This is a genomic window from Nocardioides ochotonae, from assembly GCF_011420305.2.
Classification (GTDB): domain Bacteria; phylum Actinomycetota; class Actinomycetes; order Propionibacteriales; family Nocardioidaceae; genus Nocardioides; species Nocardioides ochotonae.
The window spans coordinates 3,003,988-3,018,052 of record NZ_CP061769.1; the positions used below are offsets into that span (position 1 = coordinate 3,003,988).

At 69.9% G+C, this 14,065-nt stretch carries 16 protein-coding genes; all 16 read right to left on the reverse strand.

Annotated features, from left to right (window positions below):
• Positions 1–8 precede the first annotated feature (8 nt).
• Positions 9–788: an enoyl-CoA hydratase/isomerase family protein gene (locus tag HBO46_RS14610; protein ID WP_207950525.1), complete on the reverse strand. Its 780-nt coding sequence runs from the start codon at positions 786–788 to the stop codon at positions 9–11.
• A gap of 102 nt (positions 789–890) precedes the next feature.
• On the reverse strand, positions 891–1,700 hold the full coding sequence (locus tag HBO46_RS14615) for an enoyl-CoA hydratase/isomerase family protein (protein ID WP_166132987.1): 810 nt from the start codon (positions 1,698–1,700) through the stop codon (positions 891–893).
• Positions 1,697–3,313: an AMP-binding protein gene (locus HBO46_RS14620; RefSeq protein ID WP_166132989.1), complete on the reverse strand. Its 1,617-nt coding sequence runs from the start codon at positions 3,311–3,313 to the stop codon at positions 1,697–1,699. The genes HBO46_RS14615 and HBO46_RS14620 overlap by 4 nt, the downstream gene beginning before the upstream one ends.
• Complete coding sequence (locus tag HBO46_RS14625; protein ID WP_166132991.1) at positions 3,310–3,840, reverse strand: pyridoxamine 5'-phosphate oxidase family protein; 531 nt, start codon at positions 3,838–3,840, stop codon at positions 3,310–3,312. The genes HBO46_RS14620 and HBO46_RS14625 overlap by 4 nt, the downstream gene beginning before the upstream one ends.
• Complete coding sequence (locus tag HBO46_RS14630; protein ID WP_166132993.1) at positions 3,830–4,549, reverse strand: ABC transporter ATP-binding protein; 720 nt, start codon at positions 4,547–4,549, stop codon at positions 3,830–3,832. Before HBO46_RS14630 ends, HBO46_RS14625 begins: the two co-directional genes overlap by 11 nt.
• A complete protein-coding gene (locus HBO46_RS14635; RefSeq protein ID WP_166132995.1) occupies positions 4,542–5,303 on the reverse strand; it encodes an ABC transporter ATP-binding protein in 762 nt (253 codons plus the stop codon). Before HBO46_RS14635 ends, HBO46_RS14630 begins: the two co-directional genes overlap by 8 nt.
• Positions 5,304–5,308: 5 nt before the next feature.
• Positions 5,309–6,196, reverse strand: coding sequence for a branched-chain amino acid ABC transporter permease (locus tag HBO46_RS14640; RefSeq protein WP_166132996.1), 888 nt, complete (start codon positions 6,194–6,196; stop codon positions 5,309–5,311).
• Positions 6,193–7,077, reverse strand: coding sequence for a branched-chain amino acid ABC transporter permease (locus tag HBO46_RS14645; RefSeq protein WP_207950524.1), 885 nt, complete (start codon positions 7,075–7,077; stop codon positions 6,193–6,195). The genes HBO46_RS14640 and HBO46_RS14645 overlap by 4 nt, the downstream gene beginning before the upstream one ends.
• 97 nt (positions 7,078–7,174) lie before the next feature.
• A complete protein-coding gene (locus HBO46_RS14650) occupies positions 7,175–8,299 on the reverse strand; it encodes an ABC transporter substrate-binding protein (protein WP_207950523.1) in 1,125 nt (374 codons plus the stop codon).
• A gap of 91 nt (positions 8,300–8,390) precedes the next feature.
• Entirely contained in the window at positions 8,391–10,088 is a 1,698-nt protein-coding gene (locus HBO46_RS14655; protein ID WP_166133002.1) for an FAD-dependent oxidoreductase, read from the reverse strand.
• A gap of 77 nt (positions 10,089–10,165) precedes the next feature.
• Complete coding sequence (locus HBO46_RS14660) at positions 10,166–10,699, reverse strand: nuclear transport factor 2 family protein (RefSeq protein ID WP_166133004.1); 534 nt, start codon at positions 10,697–10,699, stop codon at positions 10,166–10,168.
• Positions 10,696–11,142, reverse strand: a complete 447-nt coding sequence (locus HBO46_RS14665) for an acyl-CoA thioesterase (RefSeq protein ID WP_166133006.1) — start codon at positions 11,140–11,142, stop codon at positions 10,696–10,698. The genes HBO46_RS14660 and HBO46_RS14665 overlap by 4 nt, the downstream gene beginning before the upstream one ends.
• Entirely contained in the window at positions 11,139–11,564 is a 426-nt protein-coding gene (locus tag HBO46_RS14670; protein WP_166133008.1) for a MaoC family dehydratase, read from the reverse strand. Before HBO46_RS14670 ends, HBO46_RS14665 begins: the two co-directional genes overlap by 4 nt.
• Positions 11,561–12,004, reverse strand: a complete 444-nt coding sequence (locus HBO46_RS14675; RefSeq protein ID WP_166133010.1) for a hypothetical protein — start codon at positions 12,002–12,004, stop codon at positions 11,561–11,563. The genes HBO46_RS14670 and HBO46_RS14675 overlap by 4 nt, the downstream gene beginning before the upstream one ends.
• Positions 11,997–13,550 carry an AMP-binding protein gene (locus HBO46_RS14680; RefSeq protein WP_166133012.1) on the reverse strand — a complete coding sequence of 518 codons (1,554 nt, stop codon included), beginning with the start codon at positions 13,548–13,550 and terminating at the stop codon, positions 11,997–11,999. Before HBO46_RS14680 ends, HBO46_RS14675 begins: the two co-directional genes overlap by 8 nt.
• Before the next feature lie 38 nt (positions 13,551–13,588).
• A complete protein-coding gene (locus tag HBO46_RS14685) occupies positions 13,589–13,993 on the reverse strand; it encodes a nuclear transport factor 2 family protein (RefSeq protein WP_166133014.1) in 405 nt (134 codons plus the stop codon).
• Positions 13,994–14,065 lie beyond the last annotated feature (72 nt).

A 14,065-nucleotide genomic window follows, 5' to 3' on the forward strand; every position in this document is an offset into this window, starting at 1 on the left:
ATCCCTCGTCAGGAGTTGTCGGCGCGACGGGCGCCGCGGAAGTCAGGCTTGCGCTTGGCGAGGAAGGCGCGGGCGCCCTCGAGCATGTCCTCGCTGCCTATCGCCTGGACCAGCGCACCGAGGTTGGCGGCCATGTTGTCCTTGGACTGGTTCCACCACTGGTTGGAGCTGGTCTTGGCGATCTCGAGGTAGCGCGGGCTGAGGGCGTCGATCTCGTCGAGCCACCGCTCGACCGCGGCGTCCAGCCCGTCGTCCGGCACGACCTCGTTGACCAGACCCCAGTCGTGGGCCTGCGTGGCGGAGTAGCGCCGACACATCAGCGCCATCTCCTTCGCTCGCCGCTCACCGATCTGGACGGCCATCAGGTTGGTGGCGCCCAGGACCGGGGCGGAGCCGACCTTGGGACCGGTCTGGCCGAAGGTCGAGCGCTCGGTGGCGATCGCGAAGTCGCACGCCACGACCAGCTCGTTGCCACCGCCGGCCGCGGCACCGTCGACCGCCGCGATCACCGGGCGGGGACAGGCGCGGATCGCGTCCAGCAGCCTGAGCGAGGTCGTGAAGAGGCGACGCAGCTGCGCCGGGTCCGGCTCCCCCAACTCGGTGAGAGCCCCGCCTGCGCAGAAGCTGCCCCCGGCGCCGGTGATCACCACCGCGTTCGCCTCGGCCGCGTCCTCGACCGCGGCGATCATGGCGCGCGCCATGTCCAGGTCGTAGGCGTTGCGCCTCTCCGGCGCGTTGATCGTGATCCACACGACGTCGCGGCGCTCGGCCACCTCGATGCTGCCCACCGGAACCTCCTTCTCACCACCTAATGATGGTGTTGATGATCAGCAATATAGCCTCGGATCCCGACCGCCCGCAACGCATAGTGCCCCACGGACGCGCGGGAGTCAGCCGCGGCGGGCGCGGAACGCGTCTACCGCCTGCCGGTGCTCGGGCGTGCCGAAGAGCAGCGCGATCGCCTCCACCGACTCGGGGTAGCCGACCTCGGTCCCCCGGTTGAGGAACGCCTTGCCGACCTGGACCGCGAGGCCGGAGTGCCCCGCCATCTCCTGGGCGAGCTCGAGCGCGGCGGCCAGGAGCCGGTCGTCGGCGTGCACCTCCTGCACGATCCCGATCTCCAGCGCCTTGGCCGCGTCGACGGTCCGGCCGCTCAGGGCCAGGTAGCGGGTCCACGAGCGGCCGATCACGTCCGGGCCGCGGACGATGCCGTAGCCCGGCTGCAGCCCCACCGTCGCCTCCTTGAAGGAGAACCGCGCGGACTCCGCGGCGAACGCGACATCGCAGGCCAAGGCGAGCTCGGCGCCCCCGCCGAAGGCGATCCCGTTGACCGCCCCGATCACCGGGACCGGGCACTTCTCCACCGCGTGGAACGCCTGGTAGACCCGCATCAGGTGCGGCCGGACCAGATGGACGTCGCCGTCGAGCCCGTGGAACATGTCGATGTCCCCGCCCGCGGAGAACGCCCGCCCCTCCCCCGTCAGCACGACGGCGCGGTGGGTGTCCTGGTCCTTGCCCACCGTCTGCATCAGCGTGGTGAGCTCGGCGAACCACTGCTGGTCCATCGCGTTCAGCTTCTCCGGCCGGGACATGGTCACCACGAGCACGCCGGAGTCCAGCGAGTCCAGACGGAACCGCTCATAGCCCAAGAGGTGGCTCGGCAGGCTGCTGGGCCGCTCGCTGGGGCGGGACATGGTCATGGGTTCTCCCGGTCGTAGGTGTCCGGGGTTGCTCCCTCGGCACGCAGCTTGTACTTCTCCACCCGCTGGCTCGGGGTGAGCGGCAGCGCGTCGACGGTGCGGATGAACCTCGGCACCGCGAAGGCGGTGAGCCGCCCCCGGCAGTGCTCGACCAGGGACGCCGGGGAGGGGGCGGTACCCGGAGCCGGGACCACCGCGACCATCACCTCCTCCTCGGAGAGGTCGGAGTCGACGCCGTACGCCGCCACCTGGGCCACGTCGGGATGGTCGGTGAGGACCCGTTCGACCTCCCAGGTCGAGATGTTCTCGCCGCGGCGCCGGACGGTGTCCTTCATCCGGTCCAGGAACGTCAGGTAGCCGTCGGCATCCAGGACGCCGCGGTCGCCGGTGTGGAACCACAGGTTGCGCCACGCCTCGACGCTCGCTTCGGCGTTGTGGTCGTAACCGTCGAACATCCAGCCGGGGTTCTTCGGCCGGGCGACGACCTGTCCGGGGGTGCCGGCCGGCACCGGTCGGTCCAGCTCGTCGACCACGGCGACCTGGTAGAGCGGGGACTCCTGCCCAGCGGTGCCGATCCGCCGCCGCTCGGGCGGCATCTCGCAGACGAGGGAGACCTCCGTACTGCCGTAGATCTCGGTCAGGCGTACGTCGAAGCGCTCCTCGAAGGCGGCAAAGATCTCCGCTGGGCAGGGCGCACCGAACGCGACCCGGACGGGGTTGGCCCGGTCGTCGGGACGGGCCGGCTGCTTGTGCAGGATGCTGACCATCGCGCCCTGGTAGTTGAATGCGGTGATCCCGTGCTCGCGGCAGATGTCCCAGAACCGCGAGGCGGTGAACCGGCGGTGCAGCAGCACCCGGGCGCCGGCCTCGAGACCAGCCATCACCGAGCAGTAGCGGGCATTGGAGTGGTAGAGCGGAAAGACGCTGTAGAGGCGGTCCTGCGCGGTGTAGCCCATCAGCTCCACCGTGTGCCGGGCGAGGTTGACGTTGGCGCGGTGCGAGAGCCGCACGCCCTTCGGCGGCCCCGTGGTGCCGGAGGTGTAGAGGATCACCGCGGTCTGGCCGGGATCGACGGGCGGCAGGGCCACGGCGTCGGCGGCGAGCACCTCGGCGAACGGGGTGGTGCACAGCCCCTCGGGCAACCCGTCGAGGCGCTCCCCCTGCTCACCGGCCAGCAGCACGAGGTGCTCCACCGAGGACCCGGGAAGCGCCTCGGCGAGCAACGGCACCAGGTCGGGCGCGCAGATCACCGCACGAGCCCGCGCCTGGGCCAGGCAGTGGGCGAGGACCACCGACCCGGCCGCGGGGTTGAGCGGCACCTCGACCAGGCCGGCCCGGGCGATCCCGAACCACGCCTGCAGCGACGCGCCGCTCGCGGGAGTCAGCACGGCGACCCGGTCCCCCGGCGCGAGCCCGAGGGACAGGAGCCCGGCGGCGACGCAGGAAGCGTCCCGGTCGAGGCGTCGCGCGTCGAGCCGCTCGGACTCGACGACGATCTCGGCGCCCTGCCTCGCGGGGTCGGCGGCCACGTCGGCCAACCAGTCCCCGATGCTGGGCACTCTCGTGATGCCGGGCTCGCTCGTGGTGGCGCGGCCCAGGCTCGCCGCGGTCATGACGCCGCCGCTCCGCCCCGGCCGTCGCCGGCGAGGCGGGTGGAGTCGTGCGAGGCGGTGACCCCGGTCGGCACCACCTCGATCACCACCCGGTTCGGACTGTCCAGCAGCCTGACGAAGGCGTCGGGGTCGGCGGGCGCCAGTCTCGGGGCCAGCCTGCGCACCCGGCCCATCACCACCTCGCGGTCCCGGTGCACCACCGCCTCGCCGCGCAGGGCGACCATCCGGCGTCCGGGCAGGTCGGTGCCGATGCTCGACACCACGACCGCGACCCTGGGGTCGGAGTCGACCCCGCGCACCTGGCGCCGCCCCTCGACGGTGGCGAACCAGAAGTGGCCCGCCTCGTCGACCTGGAAGCTCATCACGACCCCGGTCGGAAGCCCGTCCTGGAGGAAGGTGAGGACGCACTCGGTCTGCGCATCCCACAGCTGCCGCTGCTCGGTGACCCCGAGCCGGGCGGCGGCCAGGTCCTCGATGTGTCTCTCCCCCGGCCGCTCGCCCGGTTCCGACCGTGGGTCAGGCGTCATCCAGGGCCGCCTCGCCGAGCATCGCGTGCACGATCGCCTTGTTGCCCCTGGCCTCCGACGCCGGACCGGTCCACACCGTCTCGCCGCGGTTGACCACCACGACGTCGTCGGCGATCCGAAGCCCGGCGTCGGCGTTCTGCTCGACCATCAGGATGCCGATCCCGTGGTCCGCCATCCGCCGGACGCTGGTGAGGACCTGCTCCACCATCGTGGGCGCGAGCCCCATCGAGGGCTCGTCCATCAGCATCATCCGGGGCTTCGACATCAGCGCCCGGCCGAACGCGAGCATCTGCTGCTCACCACCGCTGAGGAGACCCGCCTGGGAGCTGCGCCGCTCACCGAGGATCGGGAACTGGGCGTAGATCTCCTCGATGCTCTTCTCGATTCCGCCGCGTGGCGCGACGTACGCACCGATCCGGAGGTTCTCCTCGACGGTGAGCGGGAAGAAGATCTTCCGCCCCTCCGGGACCAGCGTCATCCCCTTGCGGACCACCTTGTGCGCCGGGGTGCCCACCAGGGACTGCCCGTCGAAGGTCACGGTCCCGGACGCGGGCCGGTGGAAGCCGGCCACGGCCCTCAGGCTCGTGGTCTTGCCCGCCCCGTTGGCCCCGAGGACGAGGGTGATCTTCCCGCTCTGTGCCGCGAAGGAGACCCCGTGGACGGCCCGGACCGGACCGTAGTTGACGTGCAGGTCGGTCACCTCAAGCATCGCGGGCCGCCCCCTTCCCCAAGTAGGCCTCCTGGACGTCCGGGTGACGCACGACCTCCTGCGGCGTCCCCTGGGCGATCAGCTTTCCGAAGTTCATCGCGAACAGGTAGTCGCAGGTGTCGACCATCATCTGCACGTCGTGCTCCACGATGAACTGGGTGATGCCCTCCTCGAGCAACTGCTTCATCAGCACCCCGATCTCGGCCCGCTCGGTGCTGTTCATGCCGGCGGTCGGCTCGTCGAGCAGCAGCAACCGCGGTCGGCCGATGATCGCGCGGGCGAACTCGACGCGGCGCTGCATGCCGTAGGAGAGCTCGTCGGGGCGCAGCTGGGCGACCTCGCGGACGCCCACGCGCTCCATCACCTCCTCGACCCGGGCGCCGGCCTCCTTGCGCTGCTGCCTGGGGAGGGTGTCCTGGCCGAGCAGGATGTTGTCGCGGACCGAGCGGTCCTCGAGCAGCCGTACGGTCTGGAACGTGCGGGCGATCCCCATGTGGTGGACCGTCCGCGCCGGACGCTTGGTGTAGTCCTTGCCGTCGAGGACGAACCGGCCCCGGGTGAGCGGGGTCAGCCGGGTCATCGCCCCGAGCAGGGTGGACTTGCCGGAGCCGTTGGGGCCGAGCACCCCGTAGATCTGTCCCGGACGCATCTCCAGGGTGATCCCGTCGACGGCCTTGACGCCGCCGAAGTGCACCGCGACGTCTCGGACCTCGAGCAGCGCCGTCCTCTGGCGCACCGTGGTGGTGTCAGTCATCTGCCTCAGCTCGTCTCTTGCAGAGCGGCCGCGATGCGGGCCCGCTCTTCTCGGGTGCGGAACCGGTGCCAGGAGTCCTTCGCGACCCCGAGCACGCCGGTGGGCAGGTAGATCGCGGCCGCGGCGACGATGAAGCCGTAGGCGACCTTCTCCCACTCCTCGACGAACGACAGGACGGTCGGCAGCCAGACGAAGATGACGGCGCCGATCATGGCCCCGATCCACGAGCGGGAGCCGCCGACGACGATCGCGGTCAGTGCCACGATGACCAGGTGGAAGTTGACCTCGGCCGGGGTGATCGTCGAACGGAGCAGGGTGGTGAGTGCGCCCGCCAGTCCACCGATCAGCCCGGAGACGAGGAACGACATCCGGCGGTAGCCGGCGATGTTGATGCCGAGCGCGTTGGCCAGCTCCGGGTCCTCGCGCACCGTGTCGATCCGTCGGCCCAGGCCCTTCATCTCGGTCCACTGCAGCAGCGCCACGACTGCGAGCACGACCAGCACGATGTGGGTCATGGTGATCTCGCCGAGCGCCCCGTAGAGCCCACCGGCACCGCCGGTGGCGTCACCGCCGTTGACCGCGACCACGGAGACGATCAGCGTGAACGCGATCGTCGCCATGCCCATGTAGAGGCCGCTGAGCTGCTGGACGACCAGGCCGAGCACGAGGACCGCCGCTCCCGCGGCCAGGGTCCCGGCCAGGACGGCCGGCCAGGTGGACCACTCGAGGTGGACCATCGCCATCGCGGCGCCGTAGCCGCCGACGCCGAAGGCACCGACACCGGCGAAGGAGAAGACCCCGAAGCGCAGCGGCACCTGGATGCTGAGCGCGAGCAGCAGCGTGGTCAGTGTCGTCTGGATCAGGACGACGTTCATGTAGTACCAGTCGCTCATGTACGTCGCACCTCCTTGCGGCCGAGGAGCCCCTGCGGGCGAGCGAGCAGGATCAGGAAGATGAGCCCGAAGGAGACCGCGTCGACCCAGGTGCCCCAGTTCATCACCAGGACGAAGGTCTCGGCGCCGGCCAGCACATAGGCGCCGATGACCGTGCCGAGCATCGAGCCGAGGCCACCGAGCACGATGATCGCGAACGCCTTGATGACCAGCTGGTCACCGGTCTCCGGAGCGATGGCCCCGAGGTGGAAGGTGAGCAGCGCGCCGGCGAGACCGGCCAGACCGCCGGCCACCGCCATCGTGCTGAAGGCCAGGAGCGGGCGGTTCACGCCCATCCCGGCGCTGGTCTCGGCGTCGACACCGATGGCGCGCAGGGCCAGGCCCTGGCGCGACCTGCGGAGCCAGACGGTGAGGCCGATCCCGATCGCCAGTCCGGCGACGATGATGATCGCCGACGTGGTGGTCAGCCGGAGCCCGAAGACCTCGAAGACCTCGGACTTGTAGCTGCTGTTGAACCCGAACGGGCTCGAGCGGGTCTCCCGCTGCGCGAGGGCGAGAGGGATCGCGGCGACCCCGATGCCCCCGATCAGGATCCGCATCTCGGCCGCGTGCTGGCTCTTGGACCGCTTGAGGATCGGCTGGAAGGCCAGCAGCTGGGTGAGCGAGGAGATCACGGCCCCGACGAGCACGGAGATGCCGATGACGCCGAGGAAGGGCAGCTCGGTCTCCTTGGAGACCATGTGGCCGACGAAGGCCGAGAACATGAAGGTGGCACCGTGGGCGAAGTTGAGGATGCCGATGGTCCCCCAGACCAGGGCCATCCCGAGGGCGAACAGCAGGTAGATCGAGCCCAGCGTCGCCGCGTTCAGCAGGTCTTGCACGTGGGTTCCTCTCGGTTGTGCGGGCGAGCGGAGGGAGCCTCGCGTGGTGCGGCGCGCCGGTCGTGGATCGGAGCGCCGCACCCCGGGAGGGCCGGAGTCACTTGAGGAGCGTCTCCTTGCCGTTCTGCCAGCGCACCAGGACGCCGTCGATCCGGGCATCGTTGCCGTCGAAGGTCAGGTCGCCCATGGCGCCTGTGAAGCCGTCGCCCGCAATCTCCTCGAGACCCTTGCGGATGCCCTCGCGCGAGGAGTCGCCGGAGGCCTCGACGGCCCGGGCGATCCACCACACGGCGTCGTAGCCGTCTGCGGCGTACGGGTCGGGCTCCTTGTCGAACTTCTTCTGGAACGCCTTGGTGAACGCGTCGGACTCCTTGTCCTCCATCGCCACGGAGAACGGCACCGGATAGACCAGGCCGTTGGCGTTGTCGCCGGCGGCCTCGATGTTGCCGGCCGCCTGCACCGAGGTGGCCACGACCTGCCCGTCGTAGCCAGCGTCGTTGAGCTGCCCCAGGGCGGTCACCGACTGCGGGGCGATGAGCAGCATGACCAGGGCGTCGGCGCCCTCCTTGGCGACCTGCTGCGCCTGACCGGAGAAGTCCTGCGTGGTCATCTGGACGGGGAGCGACTGCACGATCTCGATGCCCCGCTCCTCAGCCATCGCCGGCACGTCGTCCTCGCCGAGCAGCGCGAAGGTCGGGAACGTGGCGTTGTAGAGGACGGAGGCGGTCTTGACGCCCTCCTCCTCCAGGAAGTCCATCACCGAGGCGTAGTAGGACTCCATCGGCGGGGTGACGCGGAAGGTGTAGTCGTTGACCACCACTCCCTCGCCGCCGGCCTGGGTGAAGATCGTCGGCACCTTGCTGCGGCCCACCAGCGGGGCCACGGTGGCGGCCTGCTGGGTGGAGACCGGGCCGAGGACGGCGTCGACGTCCCGGTCGGCCATCGCCTTGTTCATCTCGCTCGAGGCGCGCTCGATCTCGCCGGCGGTGTCGTACTTCTCCAGCTCGATCTTCACGTCGTCACCGAGGAATCCCTGCTCCTCGATCTCCTCGATCGCCAGCTCGGCACCCTCCGAGGCACCCAGACCCGCGTAGGCGACCGGCCCGGTCTGGTCCTGCACCTGCGCGATCTTGATCGTGCCGTCACCGCCGTCGCCGGCGCTGTCGCCGCCGCTGCCGCAGGCAGCCGTGCCGCACACCGTCGCCATGGCCACTCCGGCCACCAGGGTCCTGCGCCTCAGCGCTCCACTCCCCATCTTGTTCCTCCAGCTGTTGTTGGGTGCCGGTCCCGTCGCCGCGCGACGGGCCGGCGTGTCAGGCGATCGGATCGCCGGACAGCTCGTGACCGACCAGGTAGGCCAGCGTCAGTCCGCGCCCGAGCGCGATTCCCGAGTTGTAGGCGGTCCCGGTGGTGGTGAGTGCCGCCACCGAGCCCGCGGCATGGAGGCCGGGCACCGGCTTCCCGCCTTCGTCCAGGACGTGTCCGTCCCCGTCGATCCGGACACCCGAGGTGCCGATCCCCGTGCCGACGAAGCGGAGCCGGATGCCGTGGAACGGGGCTTGGACGATCGGTCCGAGGACGGGGCTGGGCGTGTTGTCGGGGTCCCCGGCGAACTTGTTGACGTAGTCGACCGTGCCGCGGCCCCAGTCGGGGTCCTCACCCCGCTCGGCGAACTCGCTGAACCGCTCTGCGGTCCGGGCGAGCTGCTCGCCGTCGATGCCCAGCAGGTCGCCCAGCTCCTCGAGGGTGTCGGCCGACTGCACCCAGCCCTCGGGGTAGTCCCCGCCGGGCGGCGTGGCAGCCAGGCCGTACTTGACCCGGTGCTGGTCGTCCCAGACCAGGAAGAACGGCAGGTGCGTGTCGTCCGGGTCGAGCGTGCGCCGGCAGATGTCGACCCAGTAGGAGTCGTTGCAGTAGCGGTTGCCGTGCCGGTCGACGATCATCGAGTGCGGCATCGCGTACTCCGGTCCGTAGCCGAAGCCAGTGCCGACCTGCGAGCGCCACCCGGGCAGGATCGGCGTGGCGTTGGCCGGGATCCTGGCGATCTGTGCGCCGACCTGGCGGGCCAGCCTGATCCCGTCGCCGCGCAGGGACTCCGGGGCGACCGATCCCCAGTTCTCCTCGGTGAGCCCGAGGATCTCGTGGACCAGCTCGGGGTCCCAGTCGTAGGTGCTGGTGGCCAGCACCACGGGGCCGCGCAGCTCGGCGGTGCCGTCGGGGGTGTCGGCCCGCACGCCGACGACGACGCCGTCCTCGGTGAGCAGCTCGACAACCCGGTGCTCGGTGCGGATGTCGACCAGCTCGTGGGCGGCCGCCCGGGCCAGGAAGCCCGCGACGACGCCGGTGCCATAGGTGAGCGGGTCGGACCCGGCGACCTTCTCGAACTCGGTGCCGTCGGAGAGGCCGAAGGCGGGGAGGCCCGCGTGGGACCGCTTCGTGGCCGACCTCTCCTCGCCGGACTCGTCGACGTACGTCGCCCGACGCCCCTTCTCCAGCAGCTCGCGGTAGGTGCGACCCACCGGGAAGTAGGGGCTGTAGCGGAGCTTGTCGCGCCACTCACCGAGCACGCTCCCGTCGACCACCTCGTTGGTGAGGTAGCGCCCCTGGGGCAGCGCGCCCTTGGCCTCGTTGTGGTAGTCGGCGAGGCCGGGGATCACCGTCCACCGGATCGCGTCGTGATCCTCGAAGTACTGCATCGCCCGCGGCGAGACGTCGATCCAGCGCAGCAGGGCCTGCTCGTCCAGGACCTCCGGTGCCAGGTGGGAGGCGACGTCGCGGATGTAGGTCTCGGTCAGCGCCTTGGAGTCACCCTCGATCCCCTCGCGGCGGGCCACGTGGTTGTCGCCGCACCAGACCTGGCCGCCGGAGTAGGCGGCGGCGCCACCGACAAGCTCGGCGGCCTCCAGCACGATCGCCGGACGCCCGTTGAGGGCGCAGGTCAGCGCGGTGGAGAGGCCCGACAGGCCCGCTCCGACCACGAGCACGGGGATCTGCTCTTCGTTGTCCGACACGTCTTCACTCCTGGTCCCTCAGTCCGTGGTCTGCGTCACACGGTTGGAGAGGAGTGAATATCATTATCAGGATTGTGTCAATATCCGTGCGCATCATTTGGCCGGACCTGGGACTCCCTCGGCTCCTCCCCCGGGAACCGCACCCGGTCCGGCTCCGGCAGGGTGGCGGCGTACTCGAGGGCCGAGGTGGCATAGAGGAAGCGAACGGCCCGACGGGTGAACACCCAACGCCCGTCGAGGCGAGCGAACTCGTCCGCGTAGCGGTACGCCGCGACCACCACGCCGCGACGCGTCACCAGCTCGGCATGCCCGCTCGAGGCTCCGGACGCCACGTCCGGCCCGGTGAGCTGCACGACCGCCGCGTGCGGGGTGTGCAGCATCCGGCGGAACCCGGCCATCGAGGCGCCCAGCGTCTCCCCGATCTCCTCCCACCCGCGCGCCAGGTGCCCGTCGCGGTCGAAGACCGCGTCGGGGTGGAACATCGTGCGCAGCAGGTCGAGGTCGTGGTCGTCCACGGCGAGCGCGTAGCGCACCACCAGGTCGCGCAGCTGCTCCCGGTCGAGCAGCTGCTGCACCGAGGCGCCGACGTCCGGCGCCTGTGCCTTGCTCACACCTGGACCTCGAACCGAGGCTTCGGCAGCTCGCCCAGCGCCTTGAGCAACCGGTCGGGGATCGGCGCCTTGCTGAAGTCGTCGGCCTGCCGGACCGCGAAGGTCATCTGACCCTTGGTGACCAGGTGGTCACCCCGGGTGAACTCGAAGCCCACGGCGTAGGACGTCGTGCCGATCCTGTCGGCCACCGCTTGGCAGACGATCTCGTCGAACACCTTGACGGTGTCGACGTATCGGCAACCCGAGCTCATCCCGACCGTGACCACCCCGAGGTCGTCGCCCATCTGGCCGCTGCGGATCCCCAAGGAGTAGAGCCAGGTCGAGTAGCAGCGCTCCATCCACCGGTAGTAGATGTCGAAGTAGGCGATGCCGACTGTGTCGGTGTCGCCATAGGCGAGCTGAAAGCCGAGGCGCCCCTCGGACGGTTCGTGCGTGAGCGTCATCCGGTCTCCTCCAGGAGCACGTCGGCGGTCCCGGAGAGCGCGACGGCACCGCCGACGACCTCCAGGCTGATCTCGCAGGTGGCCACCCGGCCGCGCTCGGTCTCCCGCACCTCGACGACCTGGCCCTGCGCACGCACCCGATCACCGGCCAGGACGTTGCCCTGGAAGCGGACCCGGAACGAGAGGAGCCGGTCCCGGCCGCCGGCCCAACGGGCGAGCATCGTCTGCAGGTAGCCCATGTTGAGCGGGCCTTGGTTGACCGGCCGCTCGTCCATGCCGAGCGCGGCCAGCGCACGGGTGTCGAAGTGGATCGGATTGGGGTCGGCGAGCAGCGCCGTCATCACCTTCATCTTCTCCGGATCGACGACCAGCTCCAGGGACGGGATCGTGGTGCCCGGACCAACGTCCGCTGCCGTGCTCATGCGCGCCTCCGTGGGAAGACGATCGAGTTGTAGCAACGGGCGACGTGCTCCCTGCCGTCCGCGCCGGCCAGATGCAGGTCGAGCTCGTAGCCGACGACGTCCATCGTCCCGGCCCGCCGCCCGACCTTGCGCACGACCGACACCACCCGACCGGAGACCTGGTACGTCGCCCCGGCCTCCAGCGGGCGGTGCAGGGTGGTGTGGTGCTCGCCGAACATCGGGCCGTCCTCCGCGGTCGCGTCGAACCACGCGAACAGGTCGTCCCAGGACATCCCCGACCCCGCGACACCGGCCATCCAGGCGAGCACCGGGTGCGGCACCTCGTCCCACGGGTCGTCGAGCAGGACGTCCGCGGTCAGCCAGACCCGCCAGGGGGCGAGGGTGTACTCGCCCCCGGGGAACTCGCGGCCGACCCGGTCCTCATAGCCGGAGTCAGACATTCCGCTCCTGGTCCTCCCAGAACGGCTTGCGCAGCTCGCGCTTGAGGATCTTGCCGGTCGGCGCCTTGGGCAGCTCGACCACGAAGTCGACCGAGCGCGGCTTCTGGTAGCTGGCCAGGTGCTTCTTGGCCTGCTCGATGATCTCCTGCTCGCTGGCCTCCATTCCCGGCTTGAGCACGACGAAGCCCTTGACGGTCTCGCCCCATTCCTCGTCGGGCACGCCGATGACAGCGCACTCCAGCACGGCCGGGTGGGTCGCGATGGCCTCCTCGACCTGCACGGAGTAGATGTTCTCACCGCCGGAGATGATCATGTCCTTGGCCCGGTCGACGATGAAGACGTAGCTGTCCTCGTCCCAGGTGGCCACGTCGCCTGTCCACATCCAGCCGTCCCGCAGGGTCTGCGCGGTCAGGTCCGATCGGTTGAGGTAGCCGACCATGTTGGCCGGGCTCTTCACGACGATCTGGCCGGGGGTGCGTCCGTCCTTGGGGACGTCGCGGCCGTCGAGGTCGACCACCCGGACGCTGGTCACGAAGCCCTCACGTCCGCACGACTTGAGCCGCTCGGGGTGGATGCCGTTGACGGCGTCGAGGTGGTCCTCCTGAGAGAGGAACGTCATCGTGGTGCCCTCGGTCTGCCCGTAGCCCTGGATCAGGGTGCACGGGAAGGAGTCGAGCGCCTGGCGCACGATGTTGGACGGCATCGGACCGCCGCCGTACTGGATGTTGCGCAGGCTGGACAGGTCGTACTGGGCGAAGCCGGGCTCGGCCATCATCCAGTTGAGCATCGTGGTGACGCCGAGGAACGCCGAGACCTTCTCGTGCTCGATCAGGTCGAGGGCGAGCTTGGGAGCGAAGTTCATCAGCACGAGTGGGCAGCCGTGCTTCAGGTAGTTCATCGCCAGCACGATCGGGATGTGGTACATCTGCCCGGTCAGCATGTAGACGTCCGTCGACACGATCCGCTCGGCCACCGTCTGGTTGAGCATGCCGGCCGCAGCGCTTCGATGGGTGTGCAGCGCGCCCTTCGAGTCACCCGTCGTGCCGCCGGTGTAGAGCAGGAAGAACGGGTCGTCCTCCGACACCTGGGCGCTCTGCACGGGCTCCAGGTCGGACGACCCGGCGATCAGCTCGTCGAGGCTGCCGTCCGACCCGGGGCCGAAGGAGAGTGCGGCGACGAGGTCGACCTCGCGCTCCACCTCCTTGGCCACGTCGGAGAACTCACCCTGCGTGATGAGGATCCTCGGGCCGGCGTCCTTCACCACCTGGACCAGTGCTGGCGTGGCGAGCCGCCAGTTGAGCGGCTGGGTCACCAGCCCGACCCGACCGGCCGCGAAGTAGAGCGCCTGGAACTCCACGCAGTTGCGCGACAGCATGGCGACCTTGTCGCCCTTGGTCAGACCGAGAGCCAGCAGCCCGTTGGCCATCCGCCGGACCAGCTCGTCGAAGTCACGCCAGGTGACCCGCCGCTCGTCGGCCGCGTCGAAGATCGCCTGTCCGTGGGGCGTCAGGCGCGCCCACTTGGCGGGAATGAGTCCTTGGTTCATGTGCGTGGTCCTCGGGGGTGGGGTCGGACTGGACGGACTCAGTAGGCCTTGTCGAGGTCGAGGTGGAGGACCCGGAAGCGCGGGGATCCGCCCTCATCGACGATCTCGGAGGAGTAGACGCCGGCGGAGAGCAGCTTGATCTCACCGTCCTCGGTGCCCATCAGGGTGAGGTAGTGCTTGGTCCGGGTGACCCCGCCGTCGGTGCCCTCGACGATCAGGTTGCTGTTGACGTGGCGACGCTGGTCCTTCTGCGAGGACAGCGAGTCGCTCATCAGCTTCATGATCGCGTCCCGGGGACCGAAGGAGATCTTGTCGCCGCGCGCGATCACCATCGAGAAGGTCGCGTCCTCGGTGAAGACCGACTCGAGCGTCTCGAGGTCTGCGGTGTCGTAGGCGAGGGAGTAGCGGTTGGCGAGGTCTTCGACGGCGGTGCGGTCGGACATGGGGTTCTCCTCGACTCGGGACGTGGCGGCAGGTGCCATATTGCTGAGAACTATATATATGGTTTGCATCAC